The 19,042-nt window shown below is 73.9% G+C and carries 18 protein-coding genes; 8 read left to right on the top strand and 10 right to left on the bottom strand.

Annotated elements, in window-relative coordinates; all coding sequences use genetic code 11:
* Window positions 1-36 precede the first annotated feature (36 nt).
* The gene (locus ACWD4P_RS20575) at window positions 37-498 is read right to left on the bottom strand and encodes a hypothetical protein (protein ID WP_449780509.1); all 462 of its coding nucleotides are present in this window, start codon (window positions 496-498) and stop codon (window positions 37-39) included.
* Window positions 499-816: 318 nt separating this feature from the next.
* Between ACWD4P_RS20575 and ACWD4P_RS20570 the strand changes: the two genes are divergently transcribed.
* Window positions 817-1,536: a class I SAM-dependent methyltransferase gene (locus ACWD4P_RS20570; protein ID WP_449780508.1), complete on the top strand. Its 720-nt coding sequence runs from the start codon at window positions 817-819 to the stop codon at window positions 1,534-1,536.
* Between the two features lie 367 nt (window positions 1,537-1,903).
* Window positions 1,904-2,671 carry a hypothetical protein gene (locus ACWD4P_RS20565; RefSeq protein ID WP_449780507.1) on the top strand — a complete coding sequence of 256 codons (768 nt, stop codon included), beginning with the start codon at window positions 1,904-1,906 and terminating at the stop codon, window positions 2,669-2,671.
* Between the two features lie 79 nt (window positions 2,672-2,750).
* Here the strand turns inward: ACWD4P_RS20565 and ACWD4P_RS20560 are convergent, their stop codons facing one another.
* The 3 genes from ACWD4P_RS20560 to ACWD4P_RS20550 form a co-directional block, all read right to left on the bottom strand.
* Complete coding sequence (locus tag ACWD4P_RS20560) at window positions 2,751-3,308, bottom strand: hypothetical protein (RefSeq protein WP_449780506.1); 558 nt, start codon at window positions 3,306-3,308, stop codon at window positions 2,751-2,753.
* A 178-nt stretch (window positions 3,309-3,486) separates the two neighbouring features.
* Window positions 3,487-4,047, bottom strand: a complete 561-nt coding sequence (locus ACWD4P_RS20555; RefSeq protein ID WP_449780505.1) for an N-acetyltransferase family protein — start codon at window positions 4,045-4,047, stop codon at window positions 3,487-3,489.
* Between the two features lie 64 nt (window positions 4,048-4,111).
* A complete protein-coding gene (locus ACWD4P_RS20550) occupies window positions 4,112-5,002 on the bottom strand; it encodes a LysR family transcriptional regulator (RefSeq protein ID WP_449780504.1) in 891 nt (296 codons plus the stop codon).
* Window positions 5,003-5,082: 80 nt separating this feature from the next.
* Between ACWD4P_RS20550 and ACWD4P_RS20545 the strand changes: the two genes are divergently transcribed.
* Window positions 5,083-5,814: a CTP synthase C-terminal region-related (seleno)protein gene (locus tag ACWD4P_RS20545; RefSeq protein WP_449780503.1), complete on the top strand. Its 732-nt coding sequence runs from the start codon at window positions 5,083-5,085 to the stop codon at window positions 5,812-5,814.
* Window positions 5,815-5,923: 109 nt separating this feature from the next.
* On the opposite strand, the gene ACWD4P_RS20540 is transcribed toward ACWD4P_RS20545, so the two are convergent.
* The 3 genes from ACWD4P_RS20540 to ACWD4P_RS20530 form a co-directional block, all read right to left on the bottom strand.
* Window positions 5,924-6,478, bottom strand: coding sequence for a GNAT family N-acetyltransferase (locus ACWD4P_RS20540; protein WP_359829380.1), 555 nt, complete (start codon window positions 6,476-6,478; stop codon window positions 5,924-5,926).
* Between the two features lie 128 nt (window positions 6,479-6,606).
* On the bottom strand, window positions 6,607-7,206 hold the full coding sequence (coaE, locus tag ACWD4P_RS20535; protein ID WP_449780502.1) for a dephospho-CoA kinase: 600 nt from the start codon (window positions 7,204-7,206) through the stop codon (window positions 6,607-6,609).
* A 57-nt stretch (window positions 7,207-7,263) separates the two neighbouring features.
* Complete coding sequence (locus ACWD4P_RS20530) at window positions 7,264-7,908, bottom strand: MBL fold metallo-hydrolase (RefSeq protein WP_449780501.1); 645 nt, start codon at window positions 7,906-7,908, stop codon at window positions 7,264-7,266.
* Window positions 7,909-7,970: 62 nt separating this feature from the next.
* Between ACWD4P_RS20530 and ACWD4P_RS20525 the strand changes: the two genes are divergently transcribed.
* Window positions 7,971-8,402: a MarR family winged helix-turn-helix transcriptional regulator gene (locus ACWD4P_RS20525; RefSeq protein WP_359829383.1), complete on the top strand. Its 432-nt coding sequence runs from the start codon at window positions 7,971-7,973 to the stop codon at window positions 8,400-8,402.
* Window positions 8,403-8,451: 49 nt separating this feature from the next.
* Here the strand turns inward: ACWD4P_RS20525 and ACWD4P_RS20520 are convergent, their stop codons facing one another.
* Together ACWD4P_RS20520 and rpsA are read right to left on the bottom strand one after the other, a co-directional pair.
* Complete coding sequence (locus tag ACWD4P_RS20520) at window positions 8,452-10,662, bottom strand: MMPL family transporter (RefSeq protein ID WP_449780500.1); 2,211 nt, start codon at window positions 10,660-10,662, stop codon at window positions 8,452-8,454.
* 256 nt (window positions 10,663-10,918) lie between these two features.
* Complete coding sequence (rpsA, locus tag ACWD4P_RS20515) at window positions 10,919-12,409, bottom strand: 30S ribosomal protein S1 (RefSeq protein ID WP_359829385.1); 1,491 nt, start codon at window positions 12,407-12,409, stop codon at window positions 10,919-10,921.
* Between the two features lie 415 nt (window positions 12,410-12,824).
* On the opposite strand from rpsA, the gene ACWD4P_RS20510 reads away from it, so the two are divergent.
* Genes ACWD4P_RS20510 through ACWD4P_RS20500 form a run of 3 tightly spaced genes read left to right on the top strand, consistent with a single transcriptional unit; the run spans window position 12,825 to window position 16,904 of the window.
* Window positions 12,825-13,703 carry a class I SAM-dependent methyltransferase gene (locus ACWD4P_RS20510; protein ID WP_359829386.1) on the top strand — a complete coding sequence of 293 codons (879 nt, stop codon included), beginning with the start codon at window positions 12,825-12,827 and terminating at the stop codon, window positions 13,701-13,703.
* Between the two features lie 7 nt (window positions 13,704-13,710).
* The gene (gene hrpB, locus ACWD4P_RS20505) at window positions 13,711-16,221 is read left to right on the top strand and encodes an ATP-dependent helicase HrpB (RefSeq protein ID WP_449780499.1); all 2,511 of its coding nucleotides are present in this window, start codon (window positions 13,711-13,713) and stop codon (window positions 16,219-16,221) included.
* A 14-nt stretch (window positions 16,222-16,235) separates the two neighbouring features.
* The gene (locus tag ACWD4P_RS20500; protein ID WP_449780498.1) at window positions 16,236-16,904 is read left to right on the top strand and encodes an HAD family hydrolase; all 669 of its coding nucleotides are present in this window, start codon (window positions 16,236-16,238) and stop codon (window positions 16,902-16,904) included.
* Window positions 16,905-17,007: 103 nt separating this feature from the next.
* On the opposite strand, the gene ACWD4P_RS20495 is transcribed toward ACWD4P_RS20500, so the two are convergent.
* Window positions 17,008-17,460 (bottom strand): NUDIX hydrolase, encoded by a 453-nt coding sequence (locus tag ACWD4P_RS20495; protein WP_359819059.1) that lies wholly within the window; start codon window positions 17,458-17,460, stop codon window positions 17,008-17,010.
* Window positions 17,461-17,757: 297 nt separating this feature from the next.
* On the opposite strand from ACWD4P_RS20495, the gene ACWD4P_RS20490 reads away from it, so the two are divergent.
* Complete coding sequence (locus tag ACWD4P_RS20490; RefSeq protein ID WP_449780497.1) at window positions 17,758-18,957, top strand: helix-turn-helix domain-containing protein; 1,200 nt, start codon at window positions 17,758-17,760, stop codon at window positions 18,955-18,957.
* Window positions 18,958-19,042: the final 85 nt, after the last annotated feature.

Raw genomic sequence — 19,042 nt, 5'->3', positions numbered from 1 at the left:
CCACCGATCCTATGCGCGCCCGCGGGTCCGGGCCGGTCAGCCGGTCGGCAGCGTCGTCACGAAGGCGGTGAGCGTCACCCAGCCGACCAGGGCGGTCGCACCCGAGGCCCAGGCGATGCCCGCCGCCAGGCGGCCGTGCTCCCGCCCCCTGGCCCGCTGGAACCCGGCGGTCAGCCCGGCGACCGCGGCCGCCGGCAGGGAGAAGCAGGCCAGGAAGACCGCCCCGTACCAGATCGACGCCAGGAAGACGACCCCGAGGAACACGAACGGGGCGGACACCACCGTGATCACGATGCCGGCCACCGCGCAGGCGCGGCGGTGCCGCGCCGGATCGGAGAGGAACGGCGGCACGGCGCACGCGCCGCCGAGGAGCAGCCCGACCGCGTAGAGCTCCAGCCCGGACCAGCTGAACCCCAGCACCACGATCCCCAGGGGCAGGAGGAAGACGGCGGCCCCGATCCCGGACAGCCACCGGGCACTCACCGGCACCTCGACCACGCTTCCCCCTTGCACACCAGGGCCGTTCGACCGCGTGCGAACCTAGCACGCGGACGGCGCCCCTCGGCAGCCACGGGCGGCGACGGATCGTCGAAACCCCGGCGCCCCTCCGCGGAGGAATTTCCCGACCTCCCTCCCGGTCGCCCCTCCCCTCGCCGCGGAAACGGCCCTTCCCGGCCCGGCCCGGGGGCCCGGCGCCGCCCCGGCCCCGGGCCCGGACAGTCGCCCCATCCATGCCACCGAGAGCCCCAACCACCCACGCCACAAGGGCTTTCGGCCCCGAAGCGGCCGCCCGCCGGGCCGCCTAGGCTCGGCGGCATGAACCGTACGATCCGCACCACCGAAGACGTCCTCGCCCTCCTCGACGGCCTCTTCCCGCCGGCCGAACCGTTCTGGGACCGCCTCTACGCGGACCGGGCCGCCGCGCGCCCGTTCTTCACGCCCAGGCCCGACGAGAACCTGGTCTCCTACCTGGACCGCGGCCTGCTGCCGCCGGCCCCCGGCCGGGCCCTCGACCTCGGCTGCGGCGCCGGCCGCAACGCGATCCACCTGGCCTCGCTCGGCTTCGAGGTGGACGCCGTCGACCTCTCCGCCACCGCCCTCGCCTGGGCCGGGGAGCGCGCCCGCGGGACCGCCCCGGCCGTCGGCCCGCGGTTCCACCGGGCGAACATCTTCGAGGCCGAACTCCCCCACGCCCAGTACGACCTGGTCTACGACTCCGGCTGTCTGCACCACCTCCCGCCGCACCGCCGGGTCAGCTACCTGGCGCTGCTCGACCGGGTGCTGGCGCCGGGCGGGCACTTCGCCGTCACCGCCTTCGCGGCCGGCGCGATGGGTTCCGAGCGCCCCAACGAGGAGCTCTACCGGCTCGGCGCGCTGGAGGGCGGGCTGGCCTACTCGCCGGACGAACTGCGCTCGCTGTTCCGCGACCTCACCCCGCTGGAGGTCCGCCCGATGACCGCCCAGGGGCCCGGCTCGGCGCTGTTCGGCGCCTCCTTCCTCCTCACAGCCCTCTTCCGGCGGACTGCCGCCCTCTGACCGTCCCCTCGCCCACCGCCTCCTGGGCCGTCCCGCCCTTTTCGGGTCGGCCCCACCAATCCCACCGGCCTCAAAGGGAATCCGGGCCTCCGGCCGGAACCCGGCTTTGCTCCCGGCGGCCCGGTGGCATAGGTTTTCGAGCGCGGTCGACGCGGCAACGACCCTGACCAGCCCTCAATCCCGGGGCGGGCAGCGGGGCTGGGAGCCCGACGGCCCTACGCACAGGGGAGGAGCCGCCATGCCGCGTGCCCGCGACCACGGGTCGACCGGGCGGCGAGGTCGGACGGAGGGCGCCGCGCACCAGCGGCCCACGGCCGACGTGCGCGCGACCCCGACCAACGCCACCGGACACCCGAGGAACCGTCAGTTGCGCACCACGAGAGTCGTCACCGCCACCGCCGCAGCCCTCGTCTGCCTGGGCGCGCTCAGCGCCTGCGGTTCGGGCAGCGGCAGCCAGAGCGCCGGCTCGGCCGGCGTCCCGGCCGCCACCACGCCCGTCACCGATCCCAAGAAGCCCTCCGGGGGTGACAAGGGCATCCCGGACAAGGCCTGGATGGACACCAAGAGCATTCCGATGGACGAGAGTTACCACTACACTCCGCTGTCGGCCAACGCCAAGCCGGTCACCGGCCCGGTGCAGTTCAAGGGCATGGAGCTGTGCCACGCCGCGGTCGCCAAGGACGACGAGCCGCTGTTCACCGGCTCCGCCGCCGCGAGGTCCGAGGTCGGGTTCGGCGGGGACCGCTGGACGGCCCAGCAGACCCTGCTGTTCCACGGCGACCCGACCCGCAGCAGCGGCGTCAAGCAGTCCGCCGCCATGGCCCAGACCCGTCTGACGGAGGCGCTCAAGTCCTGCGCCAAGTCCGCGCCCGGCGCCACGGTGAAGGTCGAGAGCGCGCCGGACGCGCCGTACTTCGCCGCGGTGCTGACGGTCCCGCAGGCCGACGGCGGCGCCGTCACGCTGCACGAGTACGTGGTCGGCGACGGCGGCGCGGTCAGCGAGCTGGCCGTCTGGGCGACCACCAAGGGCGGCGCCCAGCCCAAGGACGCCTGGAAGGCCCCCGAGGACAAGTACGTCGGCACCGGCATGTCGGCGCCGATGTGCGAGGCGCTCCCGGGCTGCGACGGGCACTGACACCAAGGGCGGGCACCCGCGGCGGGAGTGTTCCCGCCGCGGGTGCCCGCTGCGGTTCAGGCCCTCCGGGGAGCCGGCCTCACAGCCCCAGGACGGCGAGCGCGGTGGTCCAGTCGCTCGCGATCGCGCCGCGCGCGTCGTCGAGGCCGACCCGGCCGCCGCACACCGCGTTCTTGAGCTTGGTCTCGACGGAGTCCTTGCTCTGCGCCGGCTGGCTGCCGTAGCGGGGCTCGGGCCACAGGTTGGCCGGGTCGCGCGGGGCGCCGCCGAGTTCCAGCGGGACGAGGTGGTCCTCCTCGTAGTCCGCCGTGCTGGTGTCCGCGTAGCCGTAGGCCGCGATCTGCCGCACCTTCAGCGGGTTGGTGTAGCTGGTCGGCGGGCGGACGGTGGCGGTCCAGCCGGAGACGCAGATGGTCTGCCCGATGGTCGCCTGGGTGACGTCCGGGTTGTACGCACCGGGGGTGCAGTTCGGGTCGGGCAGCGGCAGGTACGCCTGCGAACAACTCGCGGCGAGCGTAGGGGCCTTCTGGGTGGCGCCGTGGGCCGGGGCGGCGGCCTGCGCGGTGCCGGCGGCGAGGGCGGCGGCGGCGAGGGCGGCCGCCGAGGCGACGACGGTGAGGCGGTGACGGGGCATCATGGGGGAAGCACTCCTGGTCCCGGCCCGGCCTCTCGCCGGGCGACTGTGTTCATGACAGCACCGCTCGGGCAGCCACCGTCAGGCCCGGGACGTGAACGCCCGGTGGCCGCGCCTCCACAACCGCCGACGCCCCGTCACCGCTGCCGCCGCTTCGCGCTCGGCAGTTCTCGCCGGGCGGTCAGCCCCGCCGGACCGCCAGCTCGATCTCCCGGCCGTCCCCGCCGCCGGGCACCGGCAGCGCCACGCCGGTGTGCTCGAAGCCGGCCTTCCGGTACATCGCCTCGGCGCGGGGGTTGTCCTCGTGGACGAACAGCCGCACCCGCTCGACCCTGGGCTCGGCGAGCGACCACGCCCACTCCTGCACGGTCCGGAGCAGGTCGAGTGCCAGCCCGGTGCCCCGCGCCCGCGGCCGGACGTAGACCCCGACCACGTGCACCTGGTCCACCTCGACGACGTCGCCCGCCAGGGCCCCGTCCCCGCCGGCCCGCTCGACCAGCCCGGTCATGGAGCCGAGCCACTCGCCGTCCTCGGCCTCCGCCACGAACTGCGCCACGTGCGGGTCGGTCGCGGCCCGGGTCGTGCGGTCCTGCCAGAACTCGTCGGGCCGGGCGGCGGCCTGCTCGTGGGTCTCCAGGAAGGCCACGGCCGCGAGCGGGTCGCGCAGCGCGTCCAGGCGGATGTCCCTGAGCCGCTGCCAGTCCTCGGCACGCACCCGTCTGATGATGATTCCAGTGCTCATCGCATGATCATTCCATCGGCCCTGGCCGTCCACGCAAGCGAATTCGGCGCCCCCGGCGGGCTCCTCAGGGCCGGGCCCCCTCCAGCAGCCGGGCCAGCAGTGCCGCCGGCCCCTCCGGCAGGATGCCGTGGACGAGTTCGGTGCGGTGCACCAGCCGGGGTTCGGCGATCGTCGCGCACCCGATCCCCGGCGCCGCCGCGAGCACCTCCTCGGGCAGCAGGGTGAGCCCGTGCCCGGCCGCCACCAGCGCGAGCAGTCCGTGCAGGTCGGTGCCCTGGTAGCGGAGGGCGGGCCGGAAGCCGTCGACGCCCGCGGCCGCGCACAGCCGGGCCGCCGTCGGCGTGAGGTCGGGGGCGTCCAGCCAGCGGGCGGTGGAGAGGTCCGCGAGCGCGAGGCCGCCGCGGCCGGCCAGCGGGTGGCCGACGGGCAGGGCGACGGCGATCGGCCGCTCGGTCACGGCGACGGTGCGCAGCGGGCCGACGTCGGGCAGCGGGAGCGGGTCGCTGGGCGCGGCCGCCCCGTCGATCAGGGCGAGGTCGACCTCGCCGGTGGCCACCTGGGTGGGCAGCGCGTCCTGGGCGAGGACGCGGACCACCGGCTCCACCCTCGGATACTCCCGGCGCACCTCGCCGAGCACGCGCCCCAGCAGCGCTCCGACCGCCAGCGGAGTGGCGCCGAGCACCAGCCGGGTGCTCGGCGCGCCCGCCAGGCGTGCGACGTCGGCGCGCGCCGCCTCCAGCCGGACCAGCAGCGGCGCGGCGTGCTCCAGCAGCCGCTGCCCGGCCGGGGTCGGGCCGACCGGGCGGCGGACCAGCAGCGCGATCCCGAGGTCCGCCTCCAGCGCGGCGATCTGCTGGGAGACCGCGGACTGGGTGTAGCCGAGCTCCCGCGCCGCCTCCGAGAAGGAGGCGAGGCGGGCGACGGCGACGAAGGTGCGCAGCTGCTGCGGATCCACGGCGGGTCATCAACCGATCTGATCGAAACTTAAGGAATCATCGTTGGCGCTGATCTCGGGTGCGGAGTCAGGATAGCCGCATGACCTACCCGAACCCGCGGGTCGCCCTGGTCGGCGACCGCTCCCCGGCCGTCCGCTCGCACGCCCGGATCCCGGGCCTGTTGGACGCCCTCGCCGAGCACGACCACCTCGTCCTGGACGCCTACTGGATCCCGACCGGGGACGCCGTCGGGCCCGGGGCCCTGGACGGCTTCGACGCGATCTGGCTGCTGCCCGGCAGCCCGTACCGCAGCGAGGCGGGCGCGCTGGCCGCCGTGCGCACCGCCCGCGAGCGCGGCATCCCCTTCCTCGGCACCTGCGCCGGGTTCCAGCACGCGGTGCTGGAGTACGCCCGGAACGTCTGCGGTCTGGCCGGGGCCGTCCACGGCGAGGACCACCCGGACGCGCCGGACCAGGTGATCGCCCCGCTGTCCTGTTCGCTGGTCGGCCACGAGGGGGCCGTCACGGTCACCCCGGGGAGCCTCGCCGAACGGGTCCTCGGCGCCACCCGCACCCTGGAGCGCTACCACTGCGCGTACGGCCCCGACCCCGCCTACCTGGACCGGCTGACCGCCCACGGCCTGCGGTTCAGCGGTGCGGACGGGTCGGGCGACCTGCGCATCCTGGAGCTGCCCGGCCACCCGTTCTTCCTGGCCTCGCTGTTCCAGCCCGAACTGTCCGGCGACGGCACCCGGGCGCACCCGATGATCCGCGCCCTGGCCGGCGCCGCCGTGACGCACGCGCAGGCGAACAGCCCGGCCGCGACGGCCTGACCCGCGAAAGCCCCCGAAAACCCCGGGAGCCCCTGCCCCGAGCCCCCGGACGCTCCCGCCCCGGCCGGTTCGCGGCGGGCCCGCGCACCCCGACGCCGTGGGAGCCCGGTCACATCGGCAGCGACCGCAGCCGCACCGGCCCCTCCGGCCATCCGGCCCCGGTGGCCAGCGGTGCCCACAGGGTGCGCAGCGGCATCTCCACCAGCCGTCCCTCCGGCTGTTCCACCGTCACGCCCCGCGCCACCTCCCGGAACCCGAGCCTCCGGTAGAACCCGGCCAGCGGCGGGCGGCAGAACAGCAGCGCGTAGCGGTGGCCGAGCGTGCGCGCGTGGTCGAGCGCGGCCCCGACCACGGCCTGCGCGAGGCCGCCGTGCCGCCGGTCGGGCGCGACGCAGACCCCGCCGACGCCCATCGCGGTCAGGTCGGTGCCGCCCGCGGTGAGCGGCAGCGGTACCAGCCCGGTGTGGGCGACCAGCCGGCCGTCGGCGGCCCGGATGCCGAAGTGGATCTCCTTGGGGCGGAAGGTCAGCCCGGTGTAGGCGACGCCGTACGGGTCGGCCCCGGGGCCGAGGATCTCCTGCTGCTCGGCGCGGCCGTACCGCGCGAGCAGTTCGACCACCGGCGCCCCGGTGAGCTGGGGCTCGGGCGAAGAACGATCATCCATTCCGCCATGCTCCCCTCCCCCGGGGTCTTCCACCAGACCCTTCCCGGCCACTCGGCCCGGACGGCCCGCCCGAGGCTGACGACCCGGCCGCGGCTGACGACCCGGCCGCGCGCCGGCCGGGCCCGGCGTCAGGCCGCGGCGCGGCGCGCCAGCTCCGCCCAGACCGCGTCCACCCGCGCCTCCAGCTCCGCCAGGCCGCCGCCGTTGTCGATCACCAGGTCCGCGATCGCCAGCCGGTCCTCCCGGGAGGCCTGGGCGGCCATCCGGGCCCGGGCCTCCTCCTCGGCCATGCCCCGCAGCCGTACCAGCCGGTCCACCCGCACCTCGTCCGCCGCGTCCACCACCACGACCAGGTCGAACAGCGGCGCCAGCCCGTTCTCGGCCAGCAGCGGCACGTCGTGCACCACGACGGCGTCCGGCGCGGCCGCCGCCTCCAGCTCGGCGGAGCGGGCCCGCACCAGCGGGTGGACGATCGCGTTCAGCGCCTTCAGCCGCTCCGGGTCGGCGAACACGACCGCCCCGAGCGCGGGCCGGTCCAGCGCGCCGTCCTCCCGCAGCACCCGCGGTCCGAACTCGGCGACCACGGCCGCCAGTCCGTCCGTCCCGGGGGCGACCACCTCGCGGGCGATCACGTCGGAGTCCACGATCACCGCGCCGTGCGCGGCGAACAGCCGGGACACCTCGCTCTTGCCCGCGCCGATGCCGCCCGTCAGTCCGATCTTCAGCATGGCGTCAGGCTACCGGCGTGGCGCCGGGCACGTCAGCAGCGGGCCGCCCCGGGGGCCTCAGTCCAGTTCCAGGCTCTCGCCCTCCGCCAGCAGCGTCAGTTCCGCGCCCGTGCCCGGTCCCTCCGGTCCGACCAGCCGGGTCTGCACGGCGAACCCGATCGGGCTGAGCACCGCCTCGTGCACCGGGACGGCCCGGCGCGGCCCGGCCTCCCGGACGTAGTCGATCACCTCGGAGGCCTTGCTCCAGGGCGCCGCCAGCGGCAGCAGCAGGGTCTCCACGGCGTGCGGCGGCACGGTGAACGCGTCGCCGGGGTGGAACAGCCGGCCGTCGAAGAGGAAGCCGATGTTGTGCACCCGCGGGATGTCCGGGTGGATCTCCGCGTGCCACTCGCCGTGCACCGAGACGCCGAGCCCGCCGACCTCGAAGGCGTCGCCCTCGCCGACCACGGCGACCCGCCGCGCCACGCCGTCCAGCCGCTCGGCGACGGCCCGGTTGGTCCACACCCGCAGCGCCGGGTCCGCCTCCAGGGCGGCGCGCAGCCGGGACTCCTCGAAGTGGTCCATGTGCTCGTGGGTGATCAGGACGGCGTCCGCCCCGGCCAGGGCGGCGGCGGGGTCGGTGAAGGCCCCCGGATCGACGACGACGGTGGTGCCGCCGTGCTCGACGCGTACGCAGGCGTGTCCGAACTTGGTGATTCGCATGCCGAAAACCATACAGCAAGGCTGTACAGCAAGGCTGGACATATTCCCGGTAGACTCATCCCATGAGCAGCGAAGCCCCTCGCCCGGACACCCTGGAACTCGCCGCCGACCTGCGCGCCGCCCTCGGCAGCCTGGTCCGCTCCCTGCGCGAGGCCGACGAACTGCCGCAGAACCAGGCCGCCGTCCTCGGCCTGCTGGTCCGCGACGGACGCACCTGCACCGTCGCCGAACTCGCCGCGCTCCAGCGGGTCCGCCACCAGTCGATGGCCCGCACCGTCGCGCTGATGACCGAGGCCGGGCTGGTCGTCCAGCAGCCCCACCCCACCGACGGGCGCAAGCTGCTGATCACCGCCACCGAGGCCGGCCGCACCGCCCTGCTCGACCAGCGCGCCCGGCGCGAGCACCGGATCGCCACCGCGATCGAGTCCCGCCTGGACCCGGCCGAGCAGGACCGCCTCCGCGCGGCGGTCGAACTGCTGCGCCGGCTGCACTGACGACCCCGCCGGCCGTCGCGCCCCGACGCCGGCCCGCCGGCCCGGGGTGCTACACCGCCCCGACCAGCGGCTCGGCCGGCCGCGGCGCCGGGATCGCCGCCGCCGCGGCCGGCTCGATCTCCGGCAGGTCGACGTGCTCGCTCAGCCCGAACCGCCGGTGCAGCCGCCGCAGCGGGGCGGGCGCCCACCAGTTGAACTCCCCGAACAGGCTCATCGCGGCGGGCACCAGCAGGCACCGCACCAGGGTGGCGTCCACCGCGACGGCGACCGCCAGGGCGATGCCCATCTGCTTGACCATCAGCATGTCGCCGAGCGCGAACCCGGCGAAGACGATCACCATCAGCAGCGCCGCCGAGGTGATGATCCGACCGCTGCGCTGCACGCCCAGCTCCACCGCCCGGACGCAGTCGTGCCCGCGCAGGGTCAGCTCCCTGATCCGGGAGAGCAGGAACACCTCGTAGTCCATCGACAGCCCGAAGGCGAAGGCGAAGACCAGCACCGGTATGAACGTCTCCAGCCCGCCGGTCGGGCTGAACCCGAGCAGCCCGCTGAACCAGCCGTCCTGGAACACCAGGGTGAGCGCGCCGAGCGAGGCGCCCAGCGAGAGCAGGTTCATCAGCAGCGCCTTGACCGGCATCACCACCGAGCCGGTCATCAGGAAGAGCAGCACCAGCGTGCCGGCCGCGACCAGGCCGAGCGCCCACGGCCCTCGCGAGAACAGCTCGTCCTGGAAGTCCACCACCGAGGCGGCACCGCCGGTGACGTAGGTGGTCAGCCCGCCGCGGTCGGCCCGCAGCTCCCCGACCACCCGCTTGGCCTCCGCGCCCTGCGGGTCCCCGTGCACCAGCACGTCGATCGTGGAGACCGAGTCGCTCACCGGCGACACGGCCCGCACCCCGCTCACCCCGGGCAGCCTGGCGACCACGTCGTCCGCGTAGGCCTGCGCCACCGCCGCCCCGCCCTCGACCACCACCGTGACCGGCGCGGCCGCGGCCTGCGGGAAGCGCTGGTCGATCGCCTCGGCGACCTGCCGCCCGGCCGAGGAGGCGGGCAGCACCGCGGCGCCCGAGCTGCGCATGTCGGCGTGGAGGAACGGCGCCCCGGCCGCCATCAGCAGCGCCACCGAGGCGAGGGTGACCGCCACCGCCCGCTTGCGCACCCGGCGCACGGTCCGACTGAAGAACCCCTCGTCCGCCACGGGCGCGGCCGGCGCCTTGATCCGCGCTCCGGCGAAGCCCAGCAGGGCGGGGATCAGGGTCAGCGCGGCGGCGACGGCGATCACCACCACGCTCACCCCGGCCGCGGCCACCGCGCCGAGCACCGGGCTGGTGAAGACGAACAGGCCGGAGAGCGCGACGGCCACCGTCAGCCCGGAGAAGGCCACGGTGCGTCCGGCGGTCGCCGCGGTCCGCTCGACGGCGGCGGCGATGCCCGCGCCCTGGCCGCGTTCCTCACGGAAACGATTCACCATGAGCAGGGCGTAGTCGATCGAGAGTCCGAGCCCCAGCACCGTGGCGATCGGCAGCACACTGGTGTCGATGTCCATGATCCGGCTGAAACCGAACATGGCCAGCAGCGCGCCGCCCACCGAGGCGACCGCCCCGATCGCCGGCAGCGAGGCCGCCGCCAGCCCGCCGAAGACCAGCACCATGACGATCAGCGTGACCGGAAGCGTCACCAGCTCGCCGAACCGGGTGTCCTTCTCGGTCTGCCGCTTGACCTCCTGCTGGAGCACCAGGTCCCCGCCGACCGTGACGTGGGCGCCGCCCGCCCCCTCCAGCGCGGCGAGCCGCGCGGTGACGGCGTCGGTCTGGGCGGTGCTCGCGGTGTCGGCCATCCGGACGCTGATCAGGCTCGCCGTCCCGTCGGCGGAGCGCAGCGCGGCCGGTGCCGGGCCGGAGCCGTACGCGTCGGCGGCGGAGGAGACCCCGGGCAGGGCGGCGATCTCGGCGGTGGCCCGCTCGACGGCGGCCCTCACCCCCGGATCGTCCACCGGCCGGCCGTCCACCACCGCGGTGACGGTGCCCTTGGCCGGGTCGGCCGCGGCGATCACCGCACCGCCCCGGTCGGCCTCGGCGCTGGCGGAGGAGGCCCCGGCCACCGAGCCCTCGAAGACCCGGCCGCCGATCAGGACGCCGACCACCAGGACGACGGCCCACAGGCCGAGCACCCAGCGGCGGTGGCGGAAGCAGAACCGGCCGAGGGCCGCGAGCCGGCCGCCGACCACGGCGGTGGGGGCGGCGGAAGTGGGGTTGCGCATGAGGAGCCTTTCGGGCAGCTCCCCTCAATCTAGGGGCAACCCGAACTCCGGCCTATAGACGGGCAATGAGCCCCATCTCACACTTTCCTTCACATAAAACACACATAAGTCGGGGCGGTATAAATCATCGCGAAAAACGAAACAGGGCCGGCCCCGTCGGACGAAACGGAGCGGCCCCGCGACAACGACATGGGCCCCACCCGGAGATCCGGGTGGGGCCCACCGTCTAGCTATCGGCTAGCGGGAAGCGAGAGCCTCAGCTCTGGCCACCGGCCAGCTTCTCGCGCAGAGCGGCCAGGGCCTCGTCGGAGGCCAGGGCGCCCGAGCCCTCGTCGCTGCTGGACGAGTAGGAGCCACCGGCGGCGGCGGCGACGGCGTCGCCACCCTCCTCGGCAGCCTGGGCGTCGGCCTCGCGGCTCTTGATGACCTGGGCCTGGTGCTGCTCGAAGCGGGACTGCGCCTCGGCGTACTGGCGCTCCCACTCCTCACGCTGCTTCTCGAAGCCGGCCAGCCAGTCGTTCGCCTCGGGGTCGAAGCCCTCCGGGTAGATGTAGTTGCCCTGGTCGTCGTACGAGGCGGCCATGCCGTACAGGGTCGGGTCGAACTCGACCTCGGCCGGGTTGGCACCCAGGGCCTCGTTGGCCTGCTTGAGCGACAGGCTGATGCGGCGACGCTCGAGGTCGATGTCGATGACCTTGACGAAGATCTCGTCGCCGACCTGGACGACCTGCTCCGGGATCTCGACGTGGCGCTCGGCCAGCTCGGAGATGTGGACCAGACCCTCGATGCCCTCGTCCACGCGGACGAACGCACCGAACGGAACCAGCTTGGTGACCTTACCCGGAACGACCTGGCCGATCTGGTGGGTACGGGCGAACTGCTGCCACGGGTCCTCCTGGGTCGCCTTCAGCGACAGGGAGACGCGCTCGCGGTCCATGTCAACGTCGAGAACCTCGACGGTGACCTCCTGGCCGACCTCGACAACCTCGGACGGGTGGTCGATGTGCTTCCAGGACAGCTCGGAGACGTGCACCAGGCCGTCGACGCCACCCAGGTCCACGAAGGCACCGAAGTTGACGATCGAGGAGACGACGCCGGAGCGCACCTGGCCCTTCTGCAGGGTGGTGAGGAAGGTCTGGCGGACCTCGCTCTGGGTCTGCTCCAGCCAGGCACGGCGGGACAGGACCACGTTGTTGCGGTTCTTGTCCAGCTCGATGATCTTGGCCTCGAGCTCCTTGCCCACGTAGGGCTGGAGGTCGCGGACACGACGCATCTCGACGAGCGAGGCCGGGAGGAAGCCACGGAGGCCGATGTCGAGGATGAGACCACCCTTGACGACCTCGATGACGGTACCGGTGACGATGCCGTCCTCTTCCTTGATCTTCTCGATCGTGCCCCAGGCACGCTCGTACTGAGCGCGCTTCTTGGACAGGATGAGACGACCCTCCTTGTCCTCCTTCTGGAGAACCAGGGCCTCGATGTTGTCACCGACGGCGACGACCTCGTGCGGGTCAACGTCGTGCTTGATCGAGAGCTCGCGGGACGGGATGACGCCCTCGGTCTTGTAACCGATGTCGAGGAGGACCTCGTCACGGTCGACCTTCACGATGACGCCCTCGACGATGTCGCCATCGTTGAAGTACTTGATGGTCTCGTCGATGGCGGCGAGGAACGCCTCGGCGTCGCCGATGTCGTTGACCGCGACCTGCGGGGTGGTGCTGAGGGAGGAGTCGGTGGGGCTCGTCATTAGGAAAAGGGCTCCGGTACGGACATGAAAGTCGTAGGTAATGCCACGCGGAGGGCCCGTATCGCTCCCACCGAAAGCCGGACAGCCAAGAACACGGCGCACCGAAATTCCCGTTCAACGAGAACCGGCGTCCGTCTTGCGACCGTGGGGTCTTCGACAGATGCGAGCGCGACCTGCTCCGTCCGAGGCGCGCAGGCCCGCAGCGCAACTTGTAGCATACGGGGACGGCCAGGCACGGTCAATGCCGAAGGACGGCAAGACGGTGGAGCCCGGTACGGATCAGGCCATATCCTCCGGATGCGCGCCTCGCGGCGGCGCCCGAAAGGGGCCCTGTCCCCGGATGCCACCGCCAGGACCCGGACCCTCACAGGACCGGTTCTCGGCAGCGGCGCTTCCGCACTCCATACCCTACGCGATGGGCATTGTCACCGTGGCCACCACCCCCCAGTCGGACCTGCACGATCTTGACACCTCCCCCGCGCGGGTCGAGGAGGAGGACGGCGACGACGCCCTCCGCCGGGAGGCCGGCACCGGGGAGAGCAGCCGGGCCAGCCGCCACTGGTGGGACCGCAACGCCGACGAGTACCAGGACGAGCACGGCGAATTCCTCGGCGACGACCGCTTCACCTGGTGCCCCGAGGGCCTCGACGAGGCCGACGCCCGGCTGCTCGGCGACGTGGCCGGCCGCGACGTGCTGGAGATCGGCGCCGGCGCCGCCCAGTGCTCCCGCTGGCTGGCCGCCCGGGGCGCCCGCCCGGTCGCCCTGGACATCTCCTACCGCCAGCTCCAGCACTCCCGCCGGATCGACCTCGGCCGCGGCGCCGCGCCCGTCCCCGTCGTCCAGGCCGACGCCGCCGTCCTGCCCTTCGCCGACGCCTCCTTCGACCTCGCCTGCTCCGCCTACGGCGCCGTCCCGTTCAGCGCCGACACCGCCGCCCTGATGCGCGAGGTGCACCGGGTGCTGCGGCCGGGCGGGCGCTGGGTCTTCTCGGTCACCCACCCGATCCGCTGGGCCTTCCCGGACGAGCCCGGCGTCGAGGGCCTCACCGCCACCGCCTCCTACTTCGACCGCACCCCGTACGTCGAACAGGACGAGCGGGGCCGCGCCACCTACGTCGAGCACCACCGCACCCTCGGCGACCGGGTCCGCGAACTCGTCGCCGCCGGCTTCCGCCTGGTGGACCTGGTCGAACCCGAGTGGCCGGCCGGACTGGAGCAGGAGTGGGGCGGCTGGTCCCCGCTGCGCGGGCGGCTGATCCCCGGCACGGCGATCTTCGTCACCGAGCGGGGCTGACCCGCCGGTGAACCCCGCCTGGCGCGACCTGCCCGTCCGCACCGCCCTGCCCGCCCTCCACGAGGCACTGGACGGGCACGGCACCGCCGTCCTCGCCGCGCCGCCCGGCACCGGCAAGACCACCCTGGTGCCGCTCGCCCTGGCCGGACTGCTCGACGACGGCCGGCCCGTACGGCGGGTCCTGGTCGCCGAACCGCGCCGGCTCGCCGTACGGGCCGCCGCCCGGCGGATGGCCTGGCTGCTCGGCTCGTCCGTGGGCCGCGAGGTCGGGTACACGGTGCGCGGCGAGCGCCGCACCGGGCCGGACACCGTCGTCGAGGTGGTCACCACCGGCGTGCTGCTGCAACGGCTGCAGCGAGACCAGGAGTTGCCCGGCGTGGACGTGGTGGTGCTGGACGAGTGCCACGAACGGCACCTCGACGCCGACACCGCGCTCGCCTTCCTGCTGGACGTCCGGGCGGCGCTGCGGCCCGAACTCCGGCTGCTCTGCGCCTCCGCCACCTCCGACACCGAGGCCTGGGCCGAACTCCTCGGCGGCGCCCCGGTGGTGGAGGCGCACGGGACCTCCCACCCGGTCGAGGTCCGGTGGGCCCCGCCGCCCCGGGCCGTCCGGCCCGCACACGGCACCCGGGTGGACCCGGCACTGCTCGACCACGTCGCGGCGGTCGTACGGCGTGCGCTGGGCGAGCGGGACGGGGACGTGCTCTGCTTCCTGCCCGGCGTCGGCGAGATCGCCCGGGTGGCCGGGGCACTGGGAGACGTGGACGCCGAGGTGCTCCAGTTGCACGGCCGCGCCCCGCAGGCCGTCCAGGACGCGGCCCTCTCCCCCGGGGAGCGCCGCCGGGTCGTGCTCGCCACCGCCGTCGCCGAATCCTCGCTCACCGTGCCGGGCGTACGCATCGTGATCGACGCCGGACTCGCCCGCGAACCCCGCACCGACCACGCCCGCGGCCTCGCCGGACTCGTCACCGTCCGGGCCTCCCTCGCCGCCGCCCGCCAACGCGCCGGCCGCGCCGGCCGCGAGGCCCCCGGCACCGTCTACCGCTGCTGGAACGAGGCCGAGGACGCCCTCGCCGCCCGCTTCCCCACCCCGGAGATCGCGCTCGCCGACCTCACTCCCTTCGCCCTCCAGGCCGCCTGCTGGGGCGACCCGGACGCCACCGGCCTCGCCCTGCCCGACGCGCCACCGGCGGGCGCGATGGCCGCCGCCCGGCAGACCCTCCAGGCCCTCGGTGCGGTCTCGGCGGACGGCCGGGCCACGCCGCGCGGGGTGCGCCTCGCCCGCACGGGGCTGCACCCCCGACTCGGCCGCGCACTCGTCGACGGGGCGGCCGCGGTCGGGGCGCGGCGGGCCGCCGAGGTCGTGGCGCTGCTGTCCGAGGAGCCGCCGCGGGCGCTCGGCGACGACCTCGGCGCGGTCTGGCGGACCGTACGCTCCGCCAAGGACCCGTACGCCGGCCGCTGGCGCGACGAAGTCCGCCGCCTGCTGCGCGCCACCTCCGACGAGCCCGCCACCGACCTGCCGGACTCGGCCGCTGCCGGGCTGGTCGTCGCCCTCGCCTTCCCGGAGCGGATCGCCCGCGCCCGCGTCGAACGGCCCGCCCCCGGCGAGCGCAGCCCGTACCTGATGGCCAGCGGCACCGCCGCCGAACTCGCCCCCGGCACGGCGCTCGGCGCCCTGCCCTGGCTCGCCGTCGCGGTCGCCGACCGCCCGGCGGGGTCGCACTCGGCGCGCATCCTGCACGCGGCGGCACTGGACGAGGCCACCGCCCTGACCGCCGGAGCGGCGCTGGTCACCTCGCGCGAGGAGGTCCACTGGGACACCCGGCGGGGCGAGGTCGTCTCCCGCCGGGTGGAGTCGCTGGGCGCCATCGAGCTGGCCGAGAAGCCGCTCGACCGGCCCGACCGGTCCCTCGTCCGCGCCGCCCTCCTCGAAGGCCTCGGCCGCGAGGGCGTCAGCACCCTGCTGACGTTCCGCCCCGGCCTCCGCGAGCGCCTCGCCTTCCTCCACAGCGCCATCGGCGCCCCCTGGCCCGACGTCAGCGACGAGGCCCTCCTCACGCGCGCCGACGAGTGGCTGGAGCCCGAGTTGTCCCGCGCCCGCCGCCGCACCGACCTCGCGAGGATCGACACGACGTCCGCCCTCCAACGCCTCCTCCCCTGGGCAAGCGGAGAGGCCGGACGGCTGGACGAGCTGGCCCCCGAGCGCATCACGGTGCCCAGCGGATCGAAGATACGAGTCGACTACACGACCGAACGCCCAGTGCTGGCAGTCAAGTTGCAAGAACTCTTCGGCTGGACCAAGACCCCCACCCTGGCCGGCGGAAGAATCCCTCTGACCATCCACCTGCTCTCCCCCGCCGGCCGCCCCGCCGCCGTCACCGGTGACCTGGAGTCCTTCTGGCGCGAGGGCTACCGCGCCGTCCGAGCGGACCTCAGGGGCCGCTACCCCCGCCACCCCTGGCCCGAGGACCCGACCACAGCCGAACCCACCCGCCGCCTCAACGCCCGGAAGTGACAGGAAAGGACGCCATGGCCCTGACCGCCCCGACCGCCACCCACCCCGGCGAGGCCGGACTCCCCTTCGCAGCCCTGATCCTGGACTTCGTGGGCGTACTGACCGCCAATGCCGGGCCCGCGCACGGAGAGTGGTGCCTCGCCCAGGGCCTCGACGCCGGGGCGTGGCGGCAGACGCTCGGTTCCGAACCGGAAGCCGGCCGCCTGTACACCGAGCTCGAAGCCGGACGGCTGAGCCAGGCGGAGTGGAACCGGCGGGTGGCTCCCATCCTCGGCGTGCCGGAGCACGAGAACCTGATGGGCCGGGCATGGTCGGGCGTCCGGCCCGCCGACGACATGATCGCGCTCGCCCGCTCGGCCCGGCGGGCCGGCCTCAAGGTCGCGCTGCTGTCCAACTCCTTCGGCCTGGACCCGTACGACCCGTACGAGGCCCTGGGTGTCTGGGAGTTGTTCGACGTGACGGTGATCTCCGAGCGGGAGGGCATCGCCAAACCCGATCCGGCGATCTACCAGCTCACCCTGGACCGACTTGAACTGCCGGGCGAGGCATGTGTCTTCGTAGACGACCAGCCGAGGAACCTGGCCCCGGCCGAAGCCCTCGGCATCACCACCGTCCTCGCCGACGGCACACCTGGCAACGCCGCCCACATCGCAGCTCTGCTGGGATTCCCTGCCGTGCTCTGAGCCTTCACATGGCGGCCGGGACCAGTGAGCCCGCCGCGGGAGCGTCCGGGGCGCCCTCGAAGACACACCTGGACATCGTCCACCACCTCCGCCGCCTGGCTTGTCACAGCAGGTGCCGACCGTCATGGGCCCGGACGCTCGGCACAGCGTCGTTCCGAAGCCCGTCCAAGACGCGTACGGCATAGACCTCGGCCATGCGTTCGGAGACCTCTGCCGGCGAGAGCCAAGCGACCTCGACCGACTCCTCCGAGAGCCGCGTCGCCTCGCTCTCCGGTCGACAACGAAGGACGAGGGCGACGATCCCTCGGCTCACGTTCTTGTAGACGCCGGTCAGCCGCTCCACGCCGACCTTGATCCCGGTCTCCTCGTAGACCTCGCGGCGCACGCCGTCCTCGATGGCCTCGCCCAGTTCCAGCACGCCACCCGGGGGTTCCCAAGTTCCGTTGTCAGCCCGGCGAATCGCCAGCACGCAGCCGTCCTCACGCACCACCACTCCGGCGACGGACACCGAGTGGAGCGGCGTCTTCCCGGCACCGTTGCTCATGTGCAGGAGGATAGAGCCCTGAAGGACTATGGCGAGTGGCGAGGCGGCCTCGTCGACCACAGCGATCGGACACACCGTCGTCCTGGGCTCACCGTAGATGCGCCATCCAGGCGTCGCGACCGATCCCGACGAGCAGCGGCAGCGTCACGATCATGTTGCCGTCGAAGCGCTCGGCATCACTACTGTCCTCGAAGCCCAGGCACTCTCTGAGCTGCCGCCAACACGGCTGACAGCCAGGTCGTTCCGGCACCGGGAGCGGAGTGGCGGGGGTACGGTCCGTTCTGAGGCCGCTCACCTTCGGAGGCTCCCATGACGCAGTGGTCCGACTACTCCACCGGCCAGCGCATCAAGATGCTGCGGGCAGGCATGACCCAGGAAGAACTCGCCGAGGCCGCCGGGGTATCCGTTCCGACGGTTCGCAAGGCCGAGAAGGAGGGCGGCAGTATCGGTCTGCCGTCGCTGCTCAAGCTGTCCGCCGCACTGCATGCGGACGTGTCGGTGATCCTCGGGCAGCAGGCACCCCGAAGGGCTTCGCTGATCGGTGACAGGGCGATGCTGCGAGGGCTGTCCCGCACCGTGCACGACACCGCCGCAGGGGTCGGGACCGATGTGGAACCGCCGGACGCCGCAGGACTGCGGGCCGATCTGGCGCGGGCCTGGGCGGACTACCGGGCGGGGGACTACACCCGGGCCGGCAGCCTCGCCGCCCCGGCCATCACCGAGGCCGCCGCCCTCCTGCGCTCCGCCCCGGACGGCGAGCGGTGCGCGGCCCACGGCCTCCTCGCCGACGCCTACCGACTCGCCTCCTACACCGCGCAGTTCCACGGTGCCCGCGACCTCGCGTACTCGGCGATCGGCCACGCCCGCCACCACGTCCAGATGGCCGCAGACCCACTGCGGGCCGCGATGGTGGACTGCGGCCGGTCCTGGATCTACATGCGCGACGCCCGCCTCGACCAGGCCACCACCACCGCCGAGACCGCGTTCGCATCCATCGAACCCCGCTACTCGGAAAGGGATCCGGAGACGCTGGCCACCTACGGGTGGCACGTCACCTTCGCCGCCGTCGTCGCCTCCCGCAAGGGCGACGGCGACCGGGCCCGCGACCTGCTCTCCCAGGGACACGCGGTGGCAGCGCGGATGGGCCGCGATGCGATGATCAACGGCACCAGCTTCGGGCCGACCACGGTCACCGCGCAAGCCATCGGCATCCACACCGTCATGGGCGACCCCGGCAAGGCCCTGACGCTCGCCCGCAACCTCGGCGACCTGTCCCCGCTGCCGCAGGCCGCCCGCAACCGGCTCGCCCTGGACATCGCTCTCGCCCAGGCCGACACCCGACAGTACGACGCAGCTCTGGACACCCTCCTCCAGGTGTGCAGCGCACAGCCCGACTGGGCCCGTCACCAGGCCCTTCCGGGGGCGATCATGCAGCGCGCCGGTCACGCCAGCACCACCCGCGTGCGGAAGCTCGGCGGCATCCTCGGTATCAGCCTGTTCACTCACTGAGATCAGACTGACACGAGCCGTATCACACGGAGCCGGTATTACTTCTGGAAGTGGCACGCACCGCACGTTCACGATGGCCTGACTC

Source organism: Kitasatospora sp. NPDC002543, assembly GCF_053594915.1.
The sequence above is the reverse complement of the archived record's forward strand: the minus strand, read 5'-3'. Positions and strand labels throughout refer to the sequence as shown.